The 24,574-nt window shown below is 68.1% G+C and carries 19 protein-coding genes; 16 read left to right on the top strand and 3 right to left on the bottom strand.

Annotated features, from left to right (window positions below; translation table 11 throughout):
* Nucleotides 1-177 precede the first annotated feature (177 nt).
* The gene (locus ACCQ05_RS20765; RefSeq protein ID WP_372392336.1) at nt 178-3,885 is read right to left on the bottom strand and encodes an indolepyruvate ferredoxin oxidoreductase family protein; all 3,708 of its coding nucleotides are present in this window, start codon (nt 3,883-3,885) and stop codon (nt 178-180) included.
* Between the two features lie 194 nt (nt 3,886-4,079).
* Here ACCQ05_RS20765 and ACCQ05_RS20760 point away from each other — a divergent pair, with 194 nt between their 5' ends.
* The 11 genes from ACCQ05_RS20760 (at nt 4,080) to ACCQ05_RS20710 (ending at nt 15,924) form a co-directional block, all read left to right on the top strand.
* Nucleotides 4,080-4,715 carry a tetratricopeptide repeat protein gene (locus tag ACCQ05_RS20760; protein ID WP_372360265.1) on the top strand — a complete coding sequence of 212 codons (636 nt, stop codon included), beginning with the start codon at nt 4,080-4,082 and terminating at the stop codon, nt 4,713-4,715.
* A gap of 542 nt (nt 4,716-5,257) precedes the next feature.
* Entirely contained in the window at nt 5,258-6,175 is a 918-nt protein-coding gene (locus tag ACCQ05_RS20755; protein ID WP_372392335.1) for an AEC family transporter, read from the top strand.
* Nucleotides 6,176-6,509: 334 nt separating this feature from the next.
* On the top strand, nt 6,510-7,142 hold the full coding sequence (locus tag ACCQ05_RS20750; RefSeq protein WP_104541198.1) for a nucleotide-binding protein: 633 nt from the start codon (nt 6,510-6,512) through the stop codon (nt 7,140-7,142).
* A 15-nt stretch (nt 7,143-7,157) separates the two neighbouring features.
* Nucleotides 7,158-7,634, top strand: coding sequence for a SixA phosphatase family protein (locus ACCQ05_RS20745; RefSeq protein ID WP_042820960.1), 477 nt, complete (start codon nt 7,158-7,160; stop codon nt 7,632-7,634).
* A gap of 3 nt (nt 7,635-7,637) precedes the next feature.
* On the top strand, nt 7,638-8,210 hold the full coding sequence (locus ACCQ05_RS20740) for a YceI family protein (RefSeq protein ID WP_104541197.1): 573 nt from the start codon (nt 7,638-7,640) through the stop codon (nt 8,208-8,210).
* Nucleotides 8,207-10,231, top strand: coding sequence for a phospholipase D family protein (locus ACCQ05_RS20735; protein ID WP_372392334.1), 2,025 nt, complete (start codon nt 8,207-8,209; stop codon nt 10,229-10,231). Before ACCQ05_RS20740 ends, ACCQ05_RS20735 begins: the two co-directional genes overlap by 4 nt.
* Nucleotides 10,232-10,485: 254 nt before the next feature.
* A complete protein-coding gene (locus ACCQ05_RS20730) occupies nt 10,486-10,914 on the top strand; it encodes a hotdog fold thioesterase (protein ID WP_372392333.1) in 429 nt (142 codons plus the stop codon).
* 21 nt (nt 10,915-10,935) lie between these two features.
* Nucleotides 10,936-11,835 carry a lysophospholipid acyltransferase family protein gene (locus tag ACCQ05_RS20725; RefSeq protein WP_372392332.1) on the top strand — a complete coding sequence of 300 codons (900 nt, stop codon included), beginning with the start codon at nt 10,936-10,938 and terminating at the stop codon, nt 11,833-11,835.
* A 63-nt stretch (nt 11,836-11,898) separates the two neighbouring features.
* Complete coding sequence (locus ACCQ05_RS20720) at nt 11,899-12,885, top strand: YheT family hydrolase (protein WP_228961997.1); 987 nt, start codon at nt 11,899-11,901, stop codon at nt 12,883-12,885.
* A gap of 57 nt (nt 12,886-12,942) precedes the next feature.
* On the top strand, nt 12,943-15,015 hold the full coding sequence (locus ACCQ05_RS20715) for a tetratricopeptide repeat protein (RefSeq protein ID WP_372392331.1): 2,073 nt from the start codon (nt 12,943-12,945) through the stop codon (nt 15,013-15,015).
* Between the two features lie 288 nt (nt 15,016-15,303).
* Entirely contained in the window at nt 15,304-15,924 is a 621-nt protein-coding gene (locus ACCQ05_RS20710) for a YbhB/YbcL family Raf kinase inhibitor-like protein (protein WP_372392330.1), read from the top strand.
* Nucleotides 15,925-16,241: 317 nt separating this feature from the next.
* Here ACCQ05_RS20710 and ACCQ05_RS20705 read toward each other — a convergent pair whose 3' ends face one another.
* Both ACCQ05_RS20705 and ACCQ05_RS20700 read right to left on the bottom strand, forming a co-directional pair.
* Complete coding sequence (locus ACCQ05_RS20705) at nt 16,242-17,060, bottom strand: META domain-containing protein (RefSeq protein ID WP_372392329.1); 819 nt, start codon at nt 17,058-17,060, stop codon at nt 16,242-16,244.
* A gap of 133 nt (nt 17,061-17,193) precedes the next feature.
* Entirely contained in the window at nt 17,194-17,988 is a 795-nt protein-coding gene (locus ACCQ05_RS20700) for an undecaprenyl-diphosphate phosphatase (protein WP_372392328.1), read from the bottom strand.
* 223 nt (nt 17,989-18,211) lie between these two features.
* Here ACCQ05_RS20700 and glnA point away from each other — a divergent pair, with 223 nt between their 5' ends.
* From glnA to ntrC, 5 genes are all read left to right on the top strand, one after another.
* Nucleotides 18,212-19,621, top strand: a complete 1,410-nt coding sequence (gene glnA, locus ACCQ05_RS20695) for a type I glutamate--ammonia ligase (RefSeq protein ID WP_104541188.1) — start codon at nt 18,212-18,214, stop codon at nt 19,619-19,621.
* 274 nt (nt 19,622-19,895) lie between these two features.
* A complete protein-coding gene (locus ACCQ05_RS20690; RefSeq protein WP_002808480.1) occupies nt 19,896-20,234 on the top strand; it encodes a P-II family nitrogen regulator in 339 nt (112 codons plus the stop codon).
* A gap of 22 nt (nt 20,235-20,256) precedes the next feature.
* A complete protein-coding gene (locus ACCQ05_RS20685) occupies nt 20,257-21,696 on the top strand; it encodes an ammonium transporter (protein ID WP_372392327.1) in 1,440 nt (479 codons plus the stop codon).
* A gap of 274 nt (nt 21,697-21,970) precedes the next feature.
* Complete coding sequence (locus tag ACCQ05_RS20680) at nt 21,971-23,020, top strand: two-component system sensor histidine kinase NtrB (RefSeq protein ID WP_084624364.1); 1,050 nt, start codon at nt 21,971-21,973, stop codon at nt 23,018-23,020.
* Complete coding sequence (gene ntrC / locus ACCQ05_RS20675; RefSeq protein WP_372392326.1) at nt 23,013-24,437, top strand: nitrogen regulation protein NR(I); 1,425 nt, start codon at nt 23,013-23,015, stop codon at nt 24,435-24,437. Before ACCQ05_RS20680 ends, ntrC begins: the two co-directional genes overlap by 8 nt.
* The last annotated feature ends 137 nt before the right edge of the window (nt 24,438-24,574 follow it).

Genomic DNA, 24,574 nt, shown 5'->3' with positions numbered 1-24,574 from the left:
ACGGGCGTCAGGAATTGGCAACGTATGACGTTCCTTGCTAAAAAGCAATTTATAAGTTGCATTACCAAAAAGCAATCTATAGATTGCTTTTATCCCTTCCCTCTCCCGCCTGCTGGAGAAGGTGCCCGAAGGGCGGATGAGGGGCCCTGGCGCAGCCCCTGTGACTTGAGCATCGCATCAGGCCATCTGCACCACATGCAGCGCCTTCGGATTGCGCCATTGCGCCAGCAGCGCCGCTTCGCGCGCCTTGGCGTCCTGCAGATGCGCATGCTTGATGTGGCCATAGCCGCGGATATGTTCGGGAATGCTGGCGATCTGTGCGGCCAGGCCCACGTTGTCGGCATCCAGGCGTTCCAGCAGCAGCGCCACGGTCGCACTGTAGTCGGCAATCAGCTGGCGTTCGCCGCGCCGCTCGGCGGTGTAGCCGAACACGTCGAGCCTGCCGCCACGCAGGAACTTCAACCGCGCCAGCAGCTTGAAGGCGGTGAACATCCACGGCCCGTACTCGCGCTTGATCAGGTTGCCCTGCGCGTCCTTCTTTGCCAGCAACGGTGGCGCCAGATGGAAGCGCACCGTGTAGTCGCCCTCGAACTGCTGCTGCAGCCGGCGCTGGAAATCGCCGCGTGTGTACAGCCGCGCCACTTCGTATTCGTCCTTATAGGCCATCAGCTTGAAGGCGTAGCGGGCGACCGCTTCGGTCAGTGCGCTGCTGCCGGGCACGCGCTGTGCCTCGTGGCTGCGCACGCGGTCCACCAGTGCGCGATAGCGCTGCGCGTAGGCCGCATCCTGGTAGTCGGTCAGGAACGCGATGCGACGCGCGATGGCTTCGTCCAGCGAGGCTGCCAGCTGCTCGTCGTCGAGCAGCGCGGCCGGTGCATCGACTTCGCGATGCAGCGTGCCGCCATCGGTTTGCGCCAACGCGCGCGGCGCACTCTGGCCGCTGAGGTCGTGGTCTTCCCAACTGCCTGGCGCGTGTGGCGCCGGCGTGTCGCCCTGCAGGTGCACCGGCGCAGGTGCGCCGGCCAGGCCCGCAGCGCGCTGCACCGCAGGCAGATCGATCGCAGCCAGGCGGCCCCACGCGAAAGCCTGCTGGTTCATCGCCACCGCCGCGCCATTGAGTTCGATCGCGCGCATCAGCGCCGCATGCGACAGCGGCACCAGCCCATGCTGCCAGGCATAGCCCAGCACGAACAGATTGCTGGCGATGGCATCGCCCAGCAGTGCGGTGGCCAGTTGCGTGGCATCCAGCAGCAAGGGATCGCGCCCGCCCAGTGCGGTCCGCACGCCGGCGATGATCTGCGCGGCGGGGAACTGCAGGTCCGGCTGGGTGGTGAACGTGCCGGGCATCGCCTCGTAGGTGTTGAGCACCACCTGGGTGCGGCCCTCGCGCACCTTGGACAGCGCCCAATAGTCGTTGACCACCACCATGTCGCAGCCCAGCACCAGATCCGCTTCGCCGGCGGCGATGCGCACCGCGTGGATGTCGTCGGGCTGGCGTGCGATGCGGATATGCGTGGTCACCGCGCCGCCTTTCTGCGCCAGCCCGGTCTGGTCCAGCACGGTGGCGCCCTTGTCTTCCAGATGCCCGGCCATGCCCAGCAGCGCGCCGATGGTCACCACGCCGGTGCCGCCGACGCCGGTGATCAGGATGTTCCAGGGATGCTCCAGCGTAGTGCGCTGCGGCGGCTCGGGCAGGCTGTCCAGCAGCGCGCTGGCGTCGCGCCGCTTGCCCTTGCGTGGCGCACCGCCGTGCACGGTGACAAAGCTCGGGCAAAAGCCCGAGACGCAGGAATAATCCTTGTTGCAGTTGGACTGGTCGATCTGGCGCTTGCGGCCGAATTCGGTTTCCTTCGGCAACACCGACACGCAGAAACTCTTCTCGCCGCAATCGCCGCAGCCTTCGCACACCAGCGAATTGATCATGACGCGTTTGGGCGGATCGACCAGCTTGCCGCGCTTGCGGCGGCGGCGTTTTTCGGTGGCGCAGGTCTGGTCGTAGATCAGGATCGACACGCCCTTGACCGTGCGCAGATGCTGCTGCACCGCCTCCAGTTCGCTGCGGTCGTGGAAGGCCACCTCGGCAGGAAACAGGTCGCGCCGCCGCGTCCATTTGCCGATGTCGTCGCTGACCACGGCAATCTCGTGGATGCCTTCGGCACGCAACTGATGCGCGATGTCCGGCACGGTCAGCGTGCCGTCCACCGGCTGGCCGCCGGTCATCGCCACCGCATCGTTGTAGAGGATTTTGTAGGTGATATTGACCCCGGTGGCCACCGACTGCCGGATCGCCAGCGAGCCGCTGTGGAAGTAGGTGCCATCGCCCAGGTTCTGGAACACGTGCGCGGTGTCGGTGAACGGCGCCTGCCCGGACCACGTGACGCCTTCGCCACCCATGTGGGTGAAGGTGTCGGTGGCGCGATTCATCCACGTCACCATGTAGTGGCAGCCGATGCCGCCCAGTGCACGCGAGCCCTCCGGCACCGCGGTGGAGGTGTTGTGCGGGCAGCCGGAGCAGTAGTGCGGCACACGCGGGAACTGTGCGCGCGGCAGCGCCATTTCCGCTTCCTTGGCATCCATCCAGCGCAGGCGCTGCTCGATCGAATCGGTGTTGATCGTGCTCGATTGCAGCAGGCGCAGGATGCGCTTGCCGATCACCGCGGCGATGGTGGCCGGGGTCAGCTCGCCGGTGGAAGGCAGGATCCACGCGCCATGCTCGTCGTACTTGCCGACGATGCTCGGCCGCGCTCCGGCGCTGGCCGGCCAGTTGTAGAACAGCTCCTTCATCTGCCGCTCGATGAAGGCCTTCTTTTCCTCCACCACCACGATGTCTTCCAGCCCGCGCGCAAACGCGCCGATGCCCACCGGCTCCAGCGGCCAGGTCATGCCGACCTTGTAGACGCGGATGCCGATCTGCGCACAGGCGCGCGCATCCAGGCCCAGATATTCCAGCGCCTGCAGCACATCCAGGTAGCTCTTGCCGGTGGTGACGATGCCCAGCCGCGCTTGCGGGCAATCCAGCACCACCTTGTCGATGCCGTTGGCGCGCGCGAACGCCTGCGCGGCGGCCACCGCATAGCGATGCAGGCGCATTTCCTGATCCACCGGCGGGTCAGGCCAGCGGATGCTCAGGCCTCCCGGCGGCAGCGCGAAGTCCTCCGGCAGCACGATGCTGCGCGCGAACGGGTTCACCTCGACCGAGGCGGACGATTCCACCGTCTCGGCGATGGTCTTGAAGCCGATCCAGCGCCCGGTATAGCGGCTCATCGCCCAGCCGAGCAGGCCCATGTCCAGGATGTCCTGCACCCCGGCCGGGTTGAGGATGGGCATCATCGCGCTGACGAATTCGTCTTCCGAGCCATGCGGCAGGGTCGAACTGCGGCAGGCGTGGTCGTCGGCGGCCAGCGCCAGCACGCCGCCATAGGGGGAGGTGCCGGCGGCATTGCCGTGCTTGAACACGTCGCCGCTGCGGTCCACGCCCGGCCCCTTGCCGTACCACATGCCGTACACGCCCTGCACCTTGGCGCCGGGGAACAGGTTGGTCTGCTGGGTGCCCCAGACCATGGTGGCGGCCAGATCCTCGTTGAGACCGGGGGTGAAGGTCACCCGGGCCGCGTCCAGATGCTTGCGCGCGCGCCACAGTTCCAAGTCCAGCCCGCCCAGCGGGCTGCCGCGATAACCGCTGACGAAGCCGGCCGTATCCAGGCCGGCGGCCTGGTCGCGCAGCCGCTGCATCAGCGGCAGCCGCACCAGCGCCTGCACGCCCGACAGGTAGATGCGGCCATCGGCGCGCGTGTATTTGTGCTCCAGCGTGTAGTCCGCATCCACCCGGCCGAGCTCCGGCGTGTTGGCAGAGTCGGGAGAGGAAAGTGCAGCAGTACTGGTCATGGCGTGCCCGGAAAGGGTGGCTGGGACCCGGTGCGTGTCATCTGAAACCATCTGACCTGCCCGTCGGATTCCAAAACGGCGGCGCAAAGTGTAACAGTCAGCCTTCACGCGCCCGTTCGCATGCGGATGCGCAGCCGCCGTGCTGCGGGTAGGATGGGAACGGGAAGGGTCGTTTGCTGTCAGGGGAAAACACAGTGAAAAGGAAATACGCATGGGCCGCACTGGCCCTGCTCGGAGGCGTGTGGTCATTGGCGCAGGCGCAACACCTGCCCAAGCCCAAGGAGTTCTATTTCGACGAAGACCGTGCCACGACCAAACCGGTGGTGGCCGTGCAAGGCCAGGGCGATGCCGTCGTCGATCGCCTGGCCGCGATGGTGCAACGCGACGCACGTGCCGCCGAGCCACGCGCACAGCTGGCCTCGCTGGCCTACGCCGGCGGACGCACGCAGCTGGGCGACGAGCTGTACCAGGGTGCGCTGGCCCTGGTCTCCAACGGCAGCCAGCAATACCGCGCAATCACCTGGAACTATGGCTGGGATCTGTTGCGTGCCGACAAGCCGGACCAGGCGCTGCAGCAATGGGCCAATCTGGCCAACGGCCGCCCGGCCACGCCGCAATGGCTGCCGACCGCGGCCGCCCTGGCCCTGTGGCGGGCCGGACGCAAGCAGGAGGCGACCGAATGGTATGCCGCCGCCGTGCGCACCTGGCCGGACCGCTGGAGCAGTACCGCCAACTACGCCAGCCTGCTGCCGGACTGGCGCGAGGCAGAGCGCGCCAGCCTGGCCGAGGTGCATGCCGCCTGGCAGGCCAACCCGCCGGCGTTTCCGTAAGCAAGGCGCCGCGCTGTGGGGATAGCCCGCAGCGCGGGCGCTGCATGCGGTGGCCATAGCGGCCGGCCATTGGCCTGGTCGGTGGCAGGGCCGTTGTCCAGGCACTGTGGCGGGGCATGCCGCAAGGACGGTCGTGGGCGTGTCGGCGGCGTCCATGCGGTCGACGACCCGGTCGATGGCGAGCGGCCAGGCAAACGCTGCAGGACGCTGCCGAGATCACCGATGTGCATGTGCAAGCCTCGCCTTGCATGCATTGGCTGGGTGATCGGGCCCGGTCGGCTTTGCAGCTTCTGGGCGAGCCGCTGCGGGACGCCGTCATCACGGCGTACCGCCGTTCGCAACGCTGAGCTCAACTTCACGCTGCGCTGTCCTTTCTGCATGCGGGAGCCTGTGGCGCGCTGCGCGTGAGCGACCGGTCCGTTCGGTTCGACGATCCCTGCTGCGGATCGCAGGTTGCGCATGACCGGTCCAGGCGCCGCCACGCACCGGTGAGAGCGTGCCATGCGATCCTGCACCCGGTTTTCAACGGACACGATCACTCCATGGCGGTGGATGCATTTGCGTTGATCCTGGCAATGCTGGGCCTGGGCTTGGTATTCGCGCGACTGAAGGTGTTGCCGGACAACAGCGCCGATGTGCTCAACCGCATCGTCCTGTACATCTGCCTGCCGGCCTCGGTGCTGACCTATGTGCCGCGGCTGCATCTGGACGCCTCGCTGGGCGGGGTGATCGCCATGCCGTGGCTGTTGACCGCACTCATCGTGCCGCTGCTGTGGGGCTGCAGCCGGCTGCTGCGCATCGGTCGCGCCGATTACGCCGCCTTGCTGATGTGCGTGGTGTTCACCAACTCCAGCTTCATCGGGTTTCCGATGGTGCGCGCAATGCTTGGCGATCGGGCATTGCCCTACGCAGTGGTCTACGACCAGTTCGGCACCTTCGTGCTGCTGTCCACCTTCGGCCTGTACGTGCTGGCCCGGTACAGCGGCGACGCCCCGCCTAGCGCCATGACGATCCTGGCCCGGGTAGCGAAATTCCCGCCGTTGTGGGCACTGCTGTTCGCGCTGACCCTGATGCCCGCGCAGCCGCCGGCCTGGATCGGCTCGGGCCTGAAGAGCCTGGCCGATGCCATGCTGCCGCTGGTGATGCTGGCGGTGGGCTTTTCGCTGCAACTGCGTCTGCCCGCCGACGAGCTCAGGCCGCTGGCGCTGGGCCTGGCCTTCAAGTTGGCGGTGATGCCGATGCTGGCGCTGCCGCTGTCCTGGGCGCTGGGCCTGCACGGGCTGATGTTGCAGACCACCGTGCTCGAATCGGCCATGCCCACCATGATCACCGCTGCCGCGCTGGCCATCTCGCACCGGCTGGCGCCGCGCCTGGCCGCCGCGATGGTCGGCTACAGCATCCTGCTGTCGCTGCTGACCTTGCCCGCCTGGTCCTGGCTGCTGGCGCGGCTGGTGGCGTGAGCGGGGCGCACCGCGCACGGCCAGGACTGTTCGCCGTGCTGGGGTTGCCTGTCCAGCATGCGGACCTGGCGCTGTCGCGCGTCCTCTTCGGATGCTGCATTGCGATGACCGCACCGTGTCGGTCATGCCCGGCCTCGGTCAGCCACACCACGCAGCGGTCTTGGCCAGCGCGAGGCATGCGCGCGCAGCGCTCGCCATGGCGGCATTCGTCTGCGCGACGCAGCTGCCGCAACCTCGTGCGCTGACGCTCGGTCGCCGCGCTTAACGCGTTTCGACTACTTCCTCACCTTGGCGCGGTGTACGCTGCGGACCAGCTCCCGGAAGCGAGGCGTGCATGAAGACAGTCCTGGTGGCCGCCTCCAAAGGCGGCGTCGGCAAGACCACGATCGCCACCAATCTGGCCGCCCATGCGGCGTTGCAGGGCCAGCGCACCGTGCTGGCCGATGCCGATCCACAGGGGTCGTCCACGCGTTGGGCGCAGCGCCGGGCCGGTCTGGACAGCGCGGTATTGCCGATCGACGCCACCAAACGCCGCAACTGGCAGGCCGCCGTGCCCGAAGGCACCGATACGTTGATCATCGACGCGCCGGCCGGTGCCATGGCAGACGACCTGGGCGGTTTCCTGGACCATGTCGATGCCATCGTGGTGCCGGTGCTGTCCTCGGCGCTGGATATCGAAGCGGTGGTGGGCTTTCTCAACACGCTGGCCAAGGTGCCGCGCGTGCACCAGCGCAAGCTGCCGGTGGGCCTGGTGCTCAACCGCGCCCGCCCATGGACCCAGACCTCGCAACAGGCCGCCGACATGATCGGCAGTTGGCCGTATCCGCTGGTGACCCAATTGCGCGACACCCAGGCCTATGTGGTCATGGCCGGGTTGGGGCGCAGCTTGTTCGACTATCGCTCGGCGCAGGTGCGCGACCATCAACAGGACTGGGAGCCGCTGTTGAAGTGGCTCAAGAAGTCCTAGAACCGGAAAGTTCCCATGCGCGAATTGATCTTGTTGCGACATGCCCACGCCGAGCCGGCCGACACCGGTCAGGCCGATTTCGATCGCCCGCTGTCGCCGCACGGCATCGCCGAGGCCGAGGCGGCCGGGCGCTGGCTGCGCGAACAGCGGCTGGTACCGGACCGGGTGCTGTGCTCGCCGGCCCGGCGCGCGCGCGAAACCCTGGAGGCGGTACTCGAACTCACCGGCTATATCGAACAACGCCTGGACGAGCGCATCTACGAGGCCACCCCCGGCACCCTGGCCAGCCTGGTGGACGAGCACCGCGAGGCCGAGCGCCTGTTGCTGGTCGGCCACAACCCCGGCCTGGAGCGGCTGGCCGCGCTGATGCACAGCGGCCAGACCGGCGATTACCGCGGCATGCCGACGGCCTCGATCGCATTGCTGGCGTTGCCGCTGGAGGCCACCATCGAGCCGGGCATCGCCCGCCTGACCGCCTTCTGGTGGCCTTGATCCGTGTCATCGTCGCTGCGCTGGTTCGCCTGGCTCGCGCTCTGGGTCACGCTTCCCTGCCTGGCGCAGCAAAAGGTGCATACCATCGATCCGGCGCAATCGCGCTTCGGGTTCGAGATCAGAACCCGCTTCGGGATGAAGATCGAGGGGTTTTTCCCGCGCTTTCGCGGTGAAGTGGTGGAGCTGCCGGACAAGCGCCAGCAGGTGCGCTTCCGGCTGGATGCCACCCAGGTGGAGATCCCGGGCAAGGACCGCTACACCGGCTGGATGCGCGGCGAGGATTTCTTCGATGTCGCGCGCTACCCGGTGGTGGAATTCGAATCGCTGCCGTACACCGAAGAGGCGATCAAGGACGGTGGGGACATCACCGGCAACCTGACCATTCGCGGAATCACCCACATCGAGACGCTGCATGTGGCGCCAGCTGAATGCGCACGACCGGGCTATGATTGCGACGTGATCAGCCGAGGTACGGTGCTGCGTGGACGTTACGGAATGAATGCGTGGCAGATGGCCCTGGGCGACAGGGTGACGTTCATTCTGCGTGGGCGGTTGCAGGAGGCGCGGCGCCCGTGAAGTTTTTGTTCAGGGGGTTGGTGCTGGCAACGCTGTTGCTCGGCACCGGATGCGCCGGCCTGTCGCAAACCGAGCGCAACCGCGCTGCCGGTGTCGCTGCCGCCGCACGCAGCACGGTGGTGGAGTGCACCCAGGCCAATCATTGTGCCCAGCCCTCGCCGTTGCGCGCGCTGGGCGGGCAGGCCATCACCGCCTCCACGCCGACGCTGCCGCGCCATTACGCCACCATCGTCGACCATGGCGAACAATCGCTGGTGGCGCGGCTCAACCTGATCCGCAGTGCCACCCGCAGCATCGACCTGCAGACCTACATCTTCGACAAGGACGACAGCGCCCGCATGGTGCTGGATGCCTTGACCGACGCCGCCAGGCGCGGGGTCAAGGTACGCATCCTGATCGACCAGCTCTCGGCGATCGCCGACCTGCAGATTCTCGGTGCGCTCGCCAGCAGCCATGAAAACCTGCAGCTGCGCATCTACAACCCCACCTTCGGCAAGGTCAAGCTCAATTACTTCGACTACGCCGGCAGCGTGCTGTGCTGTTTCCGGCGCTTCAACCAGCGCATGCACAACAAGCTGCTGGTGGTGGACGACGTGCTGGGCGTGGTCGGCGGGCGCAATTACCAGGACGACTATTACGACTGGGACAGCGAGTACAACTTCCGCGACCGCGACGTGATCCTGGCCGGGCCGGAGGTGCGCGCCATGGCCGCCAATTTCGATGCGTTCTGGCGCGCGCGGCGCAGCGTGCCGGCCGAACGCCTGAACGATGTTGGCCGCCTGCTGCTGGAACAGGGCGCCCCGCAGATGCCGCCGGCGCAGTTCCGGCGCCCGGACCGGGTGGCGCGGGTGGACCAGGAGGCGAGCGATCCGCAGTTCGTGCGCGATGTCTTCGTCACCCCGGCCATGCCGGTGCAACGTGTGGTGTACGTGGCCGACCTGCCGCAGAAGCATCGCCGCGAGCACGCCTCGAAGGCGGTGTCCACCGCGCCGGAGCTCGATGGCCTGATCGCCGGTGCGCAGCGGGAGGTGCTGCTGCAGACACCTTATCTGGTGTTGTCCGACGAAGCCCAGGCGATCTTCCGCAGCTTGCGCGCCCGCCCGCAGCCGCCGCGCATCGTGGTGTCCACCAACAGCCTGGCCGCCACCGACAACCCTATCGTGTATGCGCTGTCCTACAAGTTCAAACGCCGCAACATGCGCGAGCTGGGCTTCAACGTCTACGAGTTCAAGCCGTTTCCGCTGGATGCGCCGGTGGACTACGCCAACCTGGTGCCGGACCCGCTCAACCCGGCATCGGAGACCAACGAAGACAGCCGCGACAACCGCCTGATCGGTGGCAGCGCCGCCGGCAATGCGATGCGTGGCAGTAGTGGCGGTGGCGACGGCGACGCAGCGCGGGCGCCGGCGAGCACGTTGCGCGGCAGCAGCGGTGGCGGCCGTGCGCGCGGTGGCAGCGAGGTCGATCGCCGCGTGCTGCGTACCGAAACCCGGCCCTCGTTCCTGGGCACGCGCGCGGTCAACAAGCCGCTGCCGGTAACGCGCGTGGGTGCACGCATGGGCCTGCATGCCAAGTCGCTGGTGGTGGACCGCCGCATCGGCGTAATCGGCACGCACAACTTCGACCCGCGCAGCGAGAACTACAACACCGAGGCGGCGGTGGTGATCGACGATGCGCGCTTTGCGCAGGCCCTGGCGGCCAGCATCGAGCGCGATATCAGCCCGGAAAACGCCTGGACCGTGGCCCCGCGCGAAAAACCGCCGGTGCTGAGCGGCTTGAACTACAGCGTAGGCAAGGTCTCCGAGGCATTGCCGGTGCTGGACTTCTGGCCCTGGCGCTATGCCACCAACTACGAGTTCCAGCCCGGTCCGGACTGCCCATTCCCGCTCAAGCGGCAGGACCCGCAGTTTCGCCAGTGCTACGTGGCGGTCGGCGATTTCCCCGAGGTCAACGTGGGACCGAAGTGGCTGCTGGTGCGCATGCTCACCGCGTTCGGTGCCGGCCTGGTGCCGATTCTCTGAGCCTGGGCGGCACGGTACCGCAACGCGATGCCGGCGCCGCTTGCAGCACCAGTGCCGGGCGCTGGACTCGAGGCCACCGTGCGTGGGGCCGATTCCGCCAGCGTCCGACAAGCAACCACCTTCCTGGCCTGTTACCGTCACCGCGTGAGCCAACCCGTCGCTGTCGTTGCATCAGGCCCCGACGCCGCAGATGCTGTTGCGATTCCCGATTCCCGATTCCCGATTCCCGATTCCCGATTCCCGATTCCCAGCCCATGACCTTTCGCGAACCCGTCGATCTTGCCACCCTCAACGCCTCCAGCCGCAATACCCTGATCGAGCATCTTGGCATCGTGTTCACCGAGGCCGGCGACGATTGGCTGCGCGCCACCATGCCGGTGGATACGCGCACCAAACAGCCGTACGGCCTGCTGCATGGCGGCGCTTCGGTGGTGCTGGCCGAAACCCTGGGCAGCAGCGCCGGCAATCTGTGCGTGGATATGACCAGCCAGATGTGCGTGGGGCTGGAGATCAATGCCAATCATCTGCGCGCCGCCACCGATGGCCTGGTCATCGGCACCGCGCGCGCGGTGCACGTGGGGCGCAGCACCCAGGTCTGGGATATCGTCATCGAAACTCCGGCCGGCAAGCGGGTCTGCGTGTCGCGGCTGACCCTGGCGGTGGTGGCACGCACCCATGGCTGAGCAGGCCCGGCAACGGCATGGGTGGAACAGCGCCACCCGTCGCCGGCACTGCGCCGCCGCCAAGCTGCTGTCACAATAGCTGTGCCTTCTTCCCCTGTTACCGGTCCCGTTGGTCGAATGAGCGAGTCATCCCTGGACGCCACGCGCGACGCTCGCGGCGCGTTGCGTTGGTTCCGGTACCTGTATCGGGTGCCGTTGCTGTTGCTGCATCTGTGCCTCTGCCTGCCGGTCACCATGCTGTGCGTGGTGGCGCCGCCGCTGGCGCGCATCCGCACCGGGCGCGATGACAGCCTGGACGAGGTGATGATCCGCTGGTGGCAGGGCAACCTGATGCGCATCTTCGGCTTCCGCCTGCGCCGCTTCGGCACGCCGCTGTCGGGCGCGACGCTGTTCGTGGCCAATCACGTCAGCTGGGTGGATATCTCCATGCTGCACAGCCAGCGCGTGATGGGCTTCGTGGCCAAACGCGAGATTGCCGGCTGGCCGCTGGTGGGCTGGCTGGCGACCAAGGGCCAGACCATCTTCCACCAGCGCGGCAGCACCGAATCGCTGGGCGGCGTGCTGCAGGAAATGCTGCAGCGCCTGCGCAGCGGCAAGCCGGTCGGCGTGTTTCCGGAAGGGCGCACCCGCGGCGGCACCGAAGTGGGCCCGTTCCATGCGCGCATCTTCCAGGCCGCGGTGGAAGCCGGCGTGCCGGTGCAGCCGGTGGCGCTGCGCTATGGCGTGCGCGGCGATGCGCAGGCGGTGGTGGCCTTCGGCGAACGCGAGAGCTTCTTCGCCAATATCGTGCGCCTGCTGGGCGAGCCGTCGCGGCTGGCGGAGGTGCACTTCCTGGAGCCGATCGGCGCGTTCGATATCGAAGGCCGCCGCCGTCTGGCCGAGACCTCGCGGCAGCGCATCATCGCCGCGATGGAGTCCTGAGCCGGCAATGCATGCGCGCATCGCCCCGATGGTCACCACGCCACTGTCCGGCCCGGCGCGCGCATGAACGCCTCCGACTACCAGCCGCCGCGCTGGCTGCGTAACCCGCACGTGCAATCGGTGCTGGGCAGCAGTGCCTTGCGCCGGCTGCGCAGCCGGCAGCTGCTGGCCGCCAGTGGCGCGGTCACCAGCGAACATATTCTCGACGGCGGCGACGGGGTGCGCCTGCAGGGCTGGATGAGCGTGCCGCCCGGCGATGCGCCGGTGCGCGGCACCGTGTTGCTGCTGCACGGCTGGGAAGGCAGCGCCGACTCCAACTACATGCGGCTGACCGCCGCGCGCCTGCTCGGCCTGGGCTACCAGGTGTTCCGGCTGAATTTCCGCGACCACGGCGGCACCCATCACCTCAACGTGGACCTGTTCCACTCCGACCGCATCGACGAGGTGGTCAACGCCGCGGGCGATCTGTGGCAGCGCTTTCCGTCGGCGCAACTGCTGGCGGCCGGGTATTCGCTGGGCGGCAATTTCGCGCTGCGGCTGGCCTTGCGTGCGCCGGCCGCCGGCCTGCCGCTGGCACGGGTGGCGGCGGTATGTCCGTTGCTGGATCCGGCGGCGACGATGACCCGGCTGGAAAAGGGCCCGCAGTTCTACGACTGGTATTTCCGCCGCAAATGGCGCGAATCGCTGTTGCGCAAGCGCGCCCTGTTCCCGGACCAGCACGGCTACGACGACGCCACCCTGGCGCTGGACATGCGCGAGCTGATGGCCTGGCTGGCGGTGCAGCACACCGGGCATGGCTCGCTGGAGGCCTATTTCGACAGTTACTCGATCGCCGGCGAGCGCCTGGCGGGGCTGCAGGTGCCCTCGGACATCCTGATGGCCGAAGACGACCCGGTGATCCCGTTCGAAGACTTCGCCGCCTGGCGCCTGCCGGCGCACGCGCAGCTGGAGATCGCGCGCTGGGGCGGCCATTGCGGCTTCCTGGAAAACGCCCGTGGCGACGGCTTTGCCGAGCGCTGGGTGGCCGAGCGGCTGACCGCCACCCGGTAGGTCGGCGCTGCGGCGCGCATCGTTACAATAGCGGTTTGTCCGGGACACACCGCCGCCATGCAAGACGCCATTCTTCAAGCCCTGCGCCGCAACGCGGCCGACGATGCGGTGGCGCTGGCCCGCGAATGGGCCACCAGTGCGCCGGACGATGCGCAGCCGCACCGCTGGCTCGGGCTGGCCCTGCAGCAGCAAGGTCAGCCGGCGCTGGCGCTGGACAGCATCGACACCGCGCTGACGCTGACCCCGGAAGACGCCGATCTGCACCTGCTGCGCGCCGGCCTGCTGCTGGCCGCACGCGATCTGGCCGCCGCCGATGCCGCGCTGTCGCGCAGCACCGCGCTGGACCCCAACCAGTTCAACGCCTACGTGATGCAGGCGCACCTGGCGGTGGCGCGCGGCGACCTGGACGAAGCCGAGCGGCTGAGCCGCACCGCTGCGCGGCTGGCGCCGGAGCACCCGCAGTTGCTGGCGGTCGATGGCGTGGTGGACATGCGTCGCGGCCAGGCCGACCGCGCGCTGGCGCTGCTCACCCGCGCCGCCGAGCAGTTGCCCGACGATGCACGGGTGATGTTCGCGCTGGGCTTTGCCTACCTGCAGAAAGAGCATTTCGCCTTTGCCGAGCGCGCGTTCGAGCGCGTGGTGGAGCTCAATCCGCCCGGCACCGCGTTGCGCGCCTTCATCGCCCAGCTGGCCCAGCGCCAGGGGCGCCTGGACGATGCACTGACCGCGATGCAGGGCGTGCTGGCCCAGCCCGGCGGCGACATCCCGGCCATGCGCCGGCTCGCCGGCGAGATGGAATTGCAGGCCGGTCGCCCGGACCAGGCCGTGGCGCATCTGCGCCTGGCGCTGGCGCACTGGCCGACCGACCGCCGCACCCTGCATGCGCTGCTCACCGCCTGGGAGCGGCTGGGCGCGGTGGACGATGCGCGCGATACCCTGGACGCGGCGCTGGCCACCTCGGCCAATGCGCACGACCTGTGGCTGGCCCGCCTGGCGGTGGAGCCGGTCGGCGGGCCGCAGGCGCAGGCGGTGATCGAGCGCTGGCTGCTGGCCATGCCCGAGCACCTGCCGGCGCTGGAAGCGCTGATGCGCGTGCACGACATGCAGGGCCATGCCGATGACGCAGAAATGGTGGCGCGCCAGATCGTGGCGGTGGAGCCGGGCCGCATCAGCGGCGAGCAGCGCATCGTCGAAGCCCTGCTCGAGCGCGACCCGCCGGCGGCGATCGCCTGCGTGCAATCGCTGATCGAATCCCTGCCCGCCCCGCAGCAGACCGTGTTGCGGCCCTGGCTGGGCAACGTGCAGGACCGCGCCGGCCAGCCCGACGCGGCCCTGGCCACCTGGATGCAGTTCCAGCGCGAACAGGCCCCGCACCGCCTGCCGTTGCCGCCGCAGGCTGCCAGGCAGCCGATGCAGTGGCCGGCGCTGGGGACCATTCCCGAGAGCGTCACCGCGCGCCCGTTGTTCGTCTGGGGCGTGCCCGGCTCGCATGTCGAGCGCCTGATCGCGGTGATGGACGCCGCCACCCCGCTGGTACGCGGCGATCGCTACGGCACCACCCCGCCGTCGGACGCGCTGCAGAGCTACCGCACCGTCGAGCAGCTGGCCTCCGGCGAGCTCGCGCCGATGGCGCTGGTGGAAGGCTGGAAGGCCCAGCTGCCGCGTCGCGGCATCGACGACGGCAATGTGATCGACTGGCTGCTGTGGTGGGACAACAGCCTGCTCGCCGCGCTGCGCCCGCACCTGCCCGAGGGGCGCCTGGCGATCGCATTGCGCGACCCGCGCGACATGCTGCTGGACTGGCTCTCGGCCGGTGCCCCGGCACCGCTGGCGCTGCAATCGCCGCAGCAGGCCGCCGACTGGCTGCTGGCCGCACTGGAACAACTGGCGGTGCTGCACGAGCGCGATCTGTACCCGCACCGGATCATCCGGCTGGACGGTATCGAAAGCGATCCGCAGGGCATATCCGACGCGCTGGAGCAGGCCTTCGGACTGCGCTTCCCGCTGGTGGAACCGCGCGGCCCGGCGCGCCTGGCCGCAGGCCGCTGGCGCGATTACCGCAGCGTGCTTGGTGCCCAGTTCGACCTGCTCACCCTGATCGCGGTGCGCTTCGGCTACCCGCAGGACTGACGCACGGCCTGTCGCTTGCCGTTCCGCAAGCGACGCGGCAGTCGTAGGAACAGGCGATTGCGATGCGCACGGCAGTCGTAGGAGCGGCCCCGGCCGCGACGCAGCATGACCGATGCCGGTGAAGCCTGTCGCGGCCAGGTCCGCTCCTACGGATGTCCAGCTATCCCGGCTGGCGCGTCTGGCAATGCATGCGCTCAGCTCCGCGCCACACACGGTTCCACGGTGACGGCTTCCGCTGCCGCGTCGATCCAGGCACGCTGAGGCACCCCGATCCACGGAGACTTGAGCATGCGCTTGACCAGCACCAGCATCGAAAACGGCAAGCCGATCGCGGCGGAATTTGCCGCCGGCACCCCGGACGGCTTCGCCCCCAACCGTAATCCGCAGCTCGCCTGGAGCGAGGTCCCGGCCGGCACGCAGTCGTTCGCGCTGCTGTGCCTGGACCCGGATGTACCTACGGTGCCGGAGACGGTGGGTCGCGCGGACGTGCAGATTCCGGTCGAACAGCCACGCACCGATTTCGTGCATTGGGCGATGGCCGATATCCCCGCCAACGTGCACGCCATTGCGGCAGGCAGCTGCAGCGACGGCTTCGTGCCCAAGGGCAAGCAGCAGCCGGCTGGCCCGGCGGGCGCTCGCCAGGGCCTGAACTCCTACACGCAGTGGTTTGCCGGCAACCCCGACATGGCCGGCGACTATCTGGGCTACGACGGCCCGTACCCGCCGTTCAACGACCTGCGCGTGCACCGCTATTTCTTCCGCGTGTTCGCGCTGGATGTGGCGCAGCTGCAGCTGCCGACCCCGTTCACCGCCGCTGAGCTGCTGTCGGCGATGCAGGGCCACGTGCTGGCCGAGGCCGCGTTGCACGGCACCTACACGCTGAATCCGTCGCTGCGCCAAGGCAGCTGACAAGACGACTGCGTTGCCGCCAGGCGGGCGCAGCCGGTGCTCGGTGCGAGGTGTACCACACGTACACCCGGTTCCTCCGCGCCGTGCGCAACCTGACGACCATTAGCCGCTCTAAGAGCGGTAGTGCGGCCGCGCAGCGACTACGCGGTCGCTCTCGCTATGTGATCGTCGATTGCGAAGACCCGGACTCATCGCTGGACGCGTCCTGGTGTTCTGCTGCGTAGTCGCATCCGATCCGATGCGCCTGTGAGTGATCTACACAACCTCTTGCCGCCGGACCGCCCGGCGACCTGCTCCTGCGAATCCCGAATCCCGAACTACCCCCTCGCCTCGATCATCTGATCCAGCACATACACCGGCGCATCCTCCGAGCCCGGGGTGGCAGGGTAACGGGTGACGCGCAGCAAGGTACCGATGCCGGTCTCGTGCTCGAAGCCTTCGATGCTGCCGTCGAGCGGTGTCCATTGCGCGGTCGCAGGCCGCCCCTGCGGGGTCTGCTCGCGCACCTGCAGGCACGCGCGTGCCGGGTCGGCGGGGCAGGGCACGGTGTCGGCCGCCACTTCCAGCAACAGCGTCTGCCCGGGGCCACCGTGGCGGGTGTCGGCCGTGGGCATGCCGGCAAACAACAGGCGGGTGCCATCGCTGCGGGTCAGGCGCAGCTGCGGGGCGGCCTGGGTGGTGTCCAGCGCCACGGCAAACCGGCCGGACAGCAACGCGCTGGCCGCCTGTTCCTGCGCCATCTTCCGCGGCTGCGCACACAGCCGCTTGCTGGACACCACCCGGCCGATCTGCAGCTGCGCGGCTGCCACGCTGTAGTGGGCGCCCAGCGCGTTGCAGGTCTGGCTGACCTGGATGCGTCGATCGCCGAAATCCAGTTGCAGCGGCGCGCTGCCGGCCACGAACAGGCTGGCCAGCGCGGTGCCGTGCGCATCGCTGGCCTGCAGCAGTTGCCAGTGGCGGGCCTGCAGCGCCGCGCGCAACGGGGCGGCCTCGGCAACCGCTGCGTCCACGGCCGCCGGCGCGGCGGCGGTGTCCGGTCCGGAATGGCCGGCCTTGGCAACGTCGGGCGGCGCGCCCGAGCCGCAGGCCGTCATGCCCGCCGCCAGCAGGGCCGGGGCGAAGAACACGGCACGCATGGGTGGCTCCCGGTGGTCGATGCCTCAGTGATACTGCCAGCCCGCCGCCAGGGCAATGACCGGCGTCACTGCTCGCGCATGCGCCCTATCGGCCGCACGCGGCAACCGACAGGGGCAAGGCGGCGTTGATGCCTCAGGCCACCGCCGGCAACCACAGCAGCAGGGCCGCGCCGAGCAGGATGCGGTATACCGCGAACACGGTGAAGCGGTGCTTCTTGATGTAGCCCAGCAGCCACTTCACCACCACGAAGCCGGTGAGGGTGGCGGCCACGAAGGCCACTGCCACGTCGGTCCAGTTTTCGCTGCCGATGCCGCCCTCCTTGTACATCTCCAGCAGCGCGTAGCCGCTGGCCGCGAACATGGTCGGGATGCCCACCATGAACACGAAATCCGCCGCCGCCGAGCGCTTGCTCAGGCCCAGCAGCATGACCAGGAAGATCGCCGAGGCCGAGCGCGAGGTGCCCGGGAACACGCCCGCCACCACCTGCGCCAAGCCCACCGCGATGGCCACTTTCCAGGTCACCACGTCGCGCTCGGGCAGCTTGCTGGCGAAATGCTCGGCTACCAGCATCCACACACCGCCGATCAGCAGCGCCCAGGCCACCGGCTGGATGGTTTCCGGCAGCTGCCAGCCGGCCTTGCGCACGATCAGGCCCACCACCGCGGTGACCAGGAAGGCCACGCCGATCTTGAGCACGTAGTCGCGGTTGGCGCGCTCGCCCAGGCCGGTGACCAGGGTCCACAGCTTCTGCCGCAGCGCCAAGCAGATGGCCAGGATGGCACCGGCCTGGATGACGATATTGAAGAAGTCCGAGCGGCGTCCGAGCCATTGTTCGGCGATCAGCAGGTGGCCGGTGCTGGAGATCGGCAGGAATTCGGTGAGGCCTTCGAGAATGCCCAGCAACAGGGCGGAAATGAGGTCGGACATCGGGCGGGAAAGGAGTGCGGGGGAGGCGAGAGGATAGTGCATTGCGGCATGCACCATATCGGTGCACGATGGCGGTGATTTGCACCAATTCGGTGTTTTCGCCCCGCCAGCGATCTCGACCGAGGTTAGCAAAATCAACGACTTGTGAAGCCCTGCGGCTTGGCATGGTCCCTGCTGTAGTTCCGCCCACGAGCCACTTCACTCCAATCCGAGGTTTCTTCCGATGTCCGTGGAAAATGTTGAAAAGCTGATCAAGGACAACAAGGTCGAGTTCGTCGACCTGCGCTTCGTCGATATGCGTGGCGTGCAGCAGCACGTGACCTTTCCGGCCAACATCATCGAGCCGGCGTTGTTCGAAGAAGGCAAGATGTTCGATGGCAGCTCGATCGCGGGTTGGAAGGGCATCAACGAGTCGGACATGGTGCTGCTGCCCGATGCCGGCACCGCCTACCTGGATCCGTTCTTCGCCGACCCGACCGTGGTGCTGACCTGCGATATCCTGGACCCGGCGACCATGCAGGCCTACACGCGCGATCCGCGCGGGATTGCAAAACGCGCCGAGGCCTACCTGAAGTCCTCCGGCATCGCCGACCAGGCCTTCTTCGGTCCGGAACCGGAATTCTTCATCTTCGATTCGGTCCGCTTCGCCAACGACATGGGCCACACCTTCTTCCAGGTGGGGTCGGAAGAGGCAGCCTGGAACACCGGCGCCAAGTACGACGGCGGCAACAGCGGCTACCGCCCCGGCGTGAAGGGCGGCTACTTCCCGGTCCCGCCGACCGACACCCTGCACGACCTGCGTGCGGAAATGATCAAGACCCTGGAGCAGGTCGGCATCGAGACCGAAGTGCACCACCACGAGGTGGCCACCGCCGGCCAGTGCGAGATCGGCACCAAGTTCTCCTCGCTGGTGCAGAAGGCCGACGAGCTGCTGACGATGAAGTACATCATCAAGAACGTCGCCTACCGCAACGGCAAGACCGCCACCTTCATGCCCAAGCCGATCGTCGGCGACAACGGCAGCGGCATGCACGTGCACCAGTCGCTGACCAAGGGCGGCACCAACCTGTTCTCCGGCGACGGCTACGGCGGCCTGTCGCAGCTGGCGCTGTGGTACATCGGCGGCATCTTCAAGCACGCCCGCGCCATCAACGCCTTCGCCAACTCCGGCACCAACAGCTACAAGCGCCTGGTGCCGGGCTTCGAAGCACCGGTGATGCTGGCCTACTCGGCGCGTAACCGTTCGGCCTCGTGCCGCATTCCGTGGGTCACCAATCCGAAGGCGCGTCGCATCGAAATGCGTTTCCCCGATCCGTTGCAGTCCGGCTACCTGACCTTCACCGCGCTGATGATGGCCGGCCTGGACGGCATCAAGAACCAGATCGACCCGGGCGCTCCCAGCGACAAGGACCTGTACGACCTGCCGCCGGAAGAAGAGAAGCTGATCCCGCAGGTCTGCTCCAGCCTGGACCAGGCACTGGAAGCGCTGGACCAGGACCGCGAGTTCCTCAAGGCCGGCGGCGTGATGAGCGACGACTTCATCGATGGCTACATCGCGCTGAAGATGCAGGAAGTCACCAAGTTCCGTGCGGCAACGCATCCGCTGGAATACCAGCTGTACTACGGCAACTGAGTTCCACCGCGGTGATGGCGGAGGCCCCCCCTCCCACCTCCGCCATCGCCGCTCATGTTCGATGGCTCCCTGGCACCGCCGGGGAGTCCAGGGGTACGAGAGAGCACACCGTTCGCACTGCGCGGTCCTGACCTCTCCCACGTGGCCGATGCATGGCATCGGCCGAGGTCTGCGCGCTCTGCGAACGATTGGATGCCGGGGTTGGCATCCAGGTGAATGACACCGCCGGTCGGCGCAATGCCGGCCGGTTCCTTCCACCTTTCGGGGTATGCGCATGAAATTGATCACCGCCATCATCCGGCCGTTCAAGCTCGACGAGGTCCGCGAGGCCCTGTCCGCCGCTGGCGTGTCGGGTATCACCGTCACCGAGGTCAAGGGCTTCGGACGCCAGAAGGGCCACACCGAGCTGTATCGCGGCGCCGAATACGTCGTGGATTTCCTGCCCAAGATCAAGATCGAAACGGTGGTGACCGACGACCGGCTGGACGCGGTGGTCGAGGCGATCCAGAACGCCGCCGGCACCGGCAAGATCGGCGACGGCAAGATCTTCGTGACCGCGATCGAGCAAGTGGTGCGGATCCGCACCGGCGAGATCGGCGCCGATGCGCTCTGAGTCCACCCCCTCCGGAGTTCGTATGAAGACAGCTCTTTTTGCCGGGTGGAAAGCCCGGTTCTACAGCGTGTGCATGCTGATGCTGTTCAGCGCGCTGGTGGTGGGCGGCATGGGCAGCGCGCAGGCGCAGTCCGGTGCGCAGATCACCCCGCTGCCGACCGAGCCGGTCACCACCGAACCGCTGCCGTCCGCGCAACCGCCGGCGCCGACGGCGGCCGCCGAGGCCGCACCGGTGGTCGACAAGGGCGATGTCGCCTGGATGCTCACCTCCACCCTGCTGGTGCTGATGATGGTGGTGCCAGGCCTGGCGTTGTTCTACGGCGGCATGGTGCGCGCCAAGAACGTGCTGTCGGTGCTGATCCAGATCGCGACGGTCTTTTCGCTGCTGACCATCCTGTGGGTGGTCTACGGCTACAGCCTGGCGTTCTCGGGCGAAGGCGCGTGGATCGGCAATCTGGACAAGGCCTTGCTCAAGGGCGTCACCATCGAGACCCTGGCAGCGACCTTCACCAAGGGCGTGAGCCTGCCGGAGTACGTGTTCGTCGCCTTCCAGGCCACCTTTGCCGGCATCACCGGCGCGCTGATCGTTGGCGCCTTCGCCGAGCGGGTGAAGTTCGCTGCGGTGCTGCTGTTCTCGGTGATCTGGTTCACCTTCGGCTACCTGCCGCTGGCGCACATGGTCTGGGCCACCGGCGGTTACCTGTTCGGGCTGGGCGCGCTGGATTTCGCCGGCGGCACGGTGGTGCATATCAACGCCGGTATCGCCGGCCTGGTCGGCGCCTACTTCGTCGGCAAGCGCGCCGGCCTCGGGCGTGAGGCGATCAAGCCGCACAACCTGACCCTGACCTTCGTGGGCGCCTCGCTGCTGTGGGTGGGCTGGTTCGGCTTCAACGCCGGCTCCAACCTGGAAGCCAATGCCGGTGCGGCGCTGGCCTTCCTCAATACGCTGCTGGCCACCGCGGCCGCCATCCTGGGCTGGTCGTTGACCGAGAAGATCATCAAGGGCAAGTCCTCCGCGCTGGGCGTGGCCTCGGGCATGGTCGCCGGCCTGGTCGGCATCACCCCGGCCTGCGGCACCGTGGGGCCGTTCGGTGCGATCGTCATCGGCCTGGCGGCCGGCGTGCTGTGCGTGTGGGGCGTCACCGGTCTGAAGCGCCTGCTGGGTGCCGACGACAGCCTGGACGTGTTCGGCGTGCATGGCCTGGGCGGCATCGTCGGCGCGATCCTCACCGGCGTGTTCTCGGCGGCCTCGCTGGGCGGCCAGAAGGGCGGCGACTACGACATCGTGCACCAGGTCGGTATACAGGCCCTGGGCGTGGGCATCACCGTGGGCTGGATCGGCGTGGTGTCGGTGGTCGGGTTCCTGGTGGCCAAGCTGGTGTTCGGCCTGCGCGTGACCGAAGAGGCCGAGCGCGAGGGGTTGGACATCACCTCGCACGGCGAAGCCGCGTACGAGTCCTGAGCATGAGCGCCCGCGGCGACGTTGCCGCGGGTGGCGTGACGACCCGGCCGGCGCGGCCTGTGCCGGGTCGGTGTCTCCCGCGGCCGGTGGGGCTGCGGATCCACTGAAAAGGTGCCTGCATGACCAGCTTCTCGCCCGTCACGGTTGGCGCGGATGCACGCCGGGTCGGAGCAGCCCACCGCCGGCCAGCCCGGCCACCGTCTTCAACGCAAGCATCGTTCGGCGGGCCATTCGCGCACGCCGACGCTGCTTGCACTAAATTGGTGCAATGCCGATGACGACCTCCACCCCGTCGCTCGACAGCCTGGGCACCCCGGTGGCCTGGGCCGATCGCGAGGGCCGCGTGCTGGGCGTCAATCCGGCCTTTGCGCGCTGGCTCGGGGTCAGCGCCCGGCGGCTGGTCGACCAGCCCCTGGCCGCCCTGGAAGTGCAGGGCGATGCGCTGGCGCGGTTCCTGCTCAACGACGAGCGCGACGTATTGCGCTTGCATCGGCTGGCGTTGGGCCTGCCCAACGACGCCCCGCGCTTTGCCGAAGGCTGGCTGTCGCGGCTGGACGACGGTGGCTGGTTGCTGGAGACCCATCCGGTCGACGAATTTCCCGCGCTCGATCCCACCCATGCCCTGCCCAACGCCCTGAGCGCTGCGCTCAAGGGCCTGGCGCACGAACTGCGTAACCCGTTGGCCGGCCTGAAGGGGGCCGCCCAACTGCTGGCGCGCCGCTCGGGCGGCCGCGACGAGGACGAGCGCGAGCTGATCGAATTGATCGGCACCGAGATCGAACGCCTCAACACCCTGCTCGAACGCCTGCTCTCGCCCTCGCCGTTGCGCCCGCACGAGGGCCTCAACATCCACGTGGTACTCGAACGGGTGCTGCGCCTGGCCGAGGCCGAAGGCGGCTGGTCGGTGCAGGTGCAGCGCGACTACGACCCCAGCATTCCCGACATTCTCGGCGACGTGGACCGGCTCACCCAGGCGGTGTGGAATCTGGTCCGTAATGCCTTCCAGGCCGGCGCCACCCGGGTCACGCTGCGCACCCGCGTCGAACACGGCCAGCGCATCCGCGACCGCGTGCATGCGATGTCGCTGCGGCTGGAGATCATCGACGACGGCGGCGGCGTGCCCGAAGAGCTGGCCGAGCACCTGTTCCTGCCGCTGGTCAGCGGCCGCGCCGAAGGCAGCGGCCTGGGGCTGGCACTGGCCCAGCAGGTCTCGCGCGAACACCACGGCACGCTGACCTACCGCTCGCGTCCGGGCCATACCGTTTTCACCCTGCTGCTGCCCGAACTGGCCGGCGACCACGACAAGGAGCACCTGCATGGCTGAGGCCGCCGCCGCATCCCACCATATCTGGGTGGTCGACGACGACCGTTCGGTGCGCTTCGTGCTGTCCACCGCGTTGCGCGATGCCGGCTACGCCGTCGACGGTTTCGACAGCGCCGCCGCCGCGCTGCAGGCCTTGGCGATGCGGCCCACGCCGGACCTGCTGTTCACCGATGTGCGCATGCCCGGCGAAGACGGCCTGACCCTGCTGGACAAGCTCAAGTCCAGGCACCCGCAGCTGCCGGTGATCGTGATGTCGGCCTACACCGATGTCGCCAGCACCGCCGGCGCCTTCCGCGGCGGTGCGCACGAATTCCTGTCCAAGCCCTTCGACCTGGACGATGCGGTGGCGCTGGCCGCCCGCGCCCTGCCCGATGCCGATGCGGCGGTCGAGGACAGCGTCGTTCCACTGGCCGAAGGCTCGGCCGCGCTGATCGGCGACACCCCGGCAATGCGCGCGCTGTTCCGTGCCATCGGCCGGCTGGCGCAGGCGCCATTGTCGGTATTGATCAACGGCGAAACCGGCACCGGCAAGGAGCTGGTCGCACGCGCGTTGCACAACGAATCGCCGCGCGCGCGCAAACCGTTCGTGGCGCTCAATACCGCTGCCATCCCGGCCGAATTGCTGGAAAGCGAACTGTTCGGCCACGAAACCGGCGCCTTCACCGGTGCCACCAAACGCCATATCGGTCGCTTCGAACAGGCCGATGGCGGCACCTTGTTCCTGGACGAAATCGGCGACATGCCGTTGCCGTTGCAGACGCGCCTGCTGCGCGTGCTGGCAGAGAACGAGTTCTTCCGCGTCGGCGGCCGCGAGTTGATCCGCGTCGATGTGCGCGTGATCGCCGCCACCCACCAGGACCTGGAAGCGCTGGTCGAACAGGGCCGCTTCCGCGCCGACCTATTGCATCGGCTGGACGTGGTGCGCCTGCAGTTGCCGCCGCTGCGCGAACGCCGCGGCGACATCGCGCAACTGGCGGAAAACTTCCTGGCCATGGCCGGGCGCAAGCTCGACATGCTGCCCAAGCGGCTGTCTTCACCGGCGCTGGAAGCGCTGCGCCAGTACGACTGGCCCGGCAATGTGCGCGAGCTGGAAAACGTCTGCTGGCGCCTGGCCGCGCTGGCCACGGCCGATATCATCGACTTGGTCGACGTGGACGCTGCCCTGGCGCGCGGCCGCCAGCGCGCCGGCCGTAGCAGCGTCGGGCAATGGGACGACATGCTGTCCAGCTGGGCCGCGCAACGCCTGAGCGAAGGCGCGCAGGGCCTGCATGCCGAAGCGCGCGAACGCCTGGACAAGACGCTTCTGGAAGCTGCCCTGCAACTGACCCAGGGCCGTCGCGCCGAAGCCGCCGCCCGCCTGGGGCTGGGCCGCAATACCATCACCCGCAAGCTCGGGCCAGGACGCAAGCGTCGTTGATTAGCCCGCACGCGGAGTTGAGCCCCTCTCCCGCCGGTGGGAAAGGGGTTGGGGGGGCGGGGCGCCTGCGAAGAGCCGTACTGCGCGCAGGTATTGGAAACATGTAGCGAACCGGTGAGTTTGATGAGCATCACGAC

Source organism: Xanthomonas sp. NCPPB 3582, assembly GCF_041475735.2.
GTDB lineage: Bacteria > Pseudomonadota > Gammaproteobacteria > Xanthomonadales > Xanthomonadaceae > Xanthomonas > Xanthomonas codiaei.
This window is presented reverse-complemented; position numbering and strand designations above follow the sequence as displayed.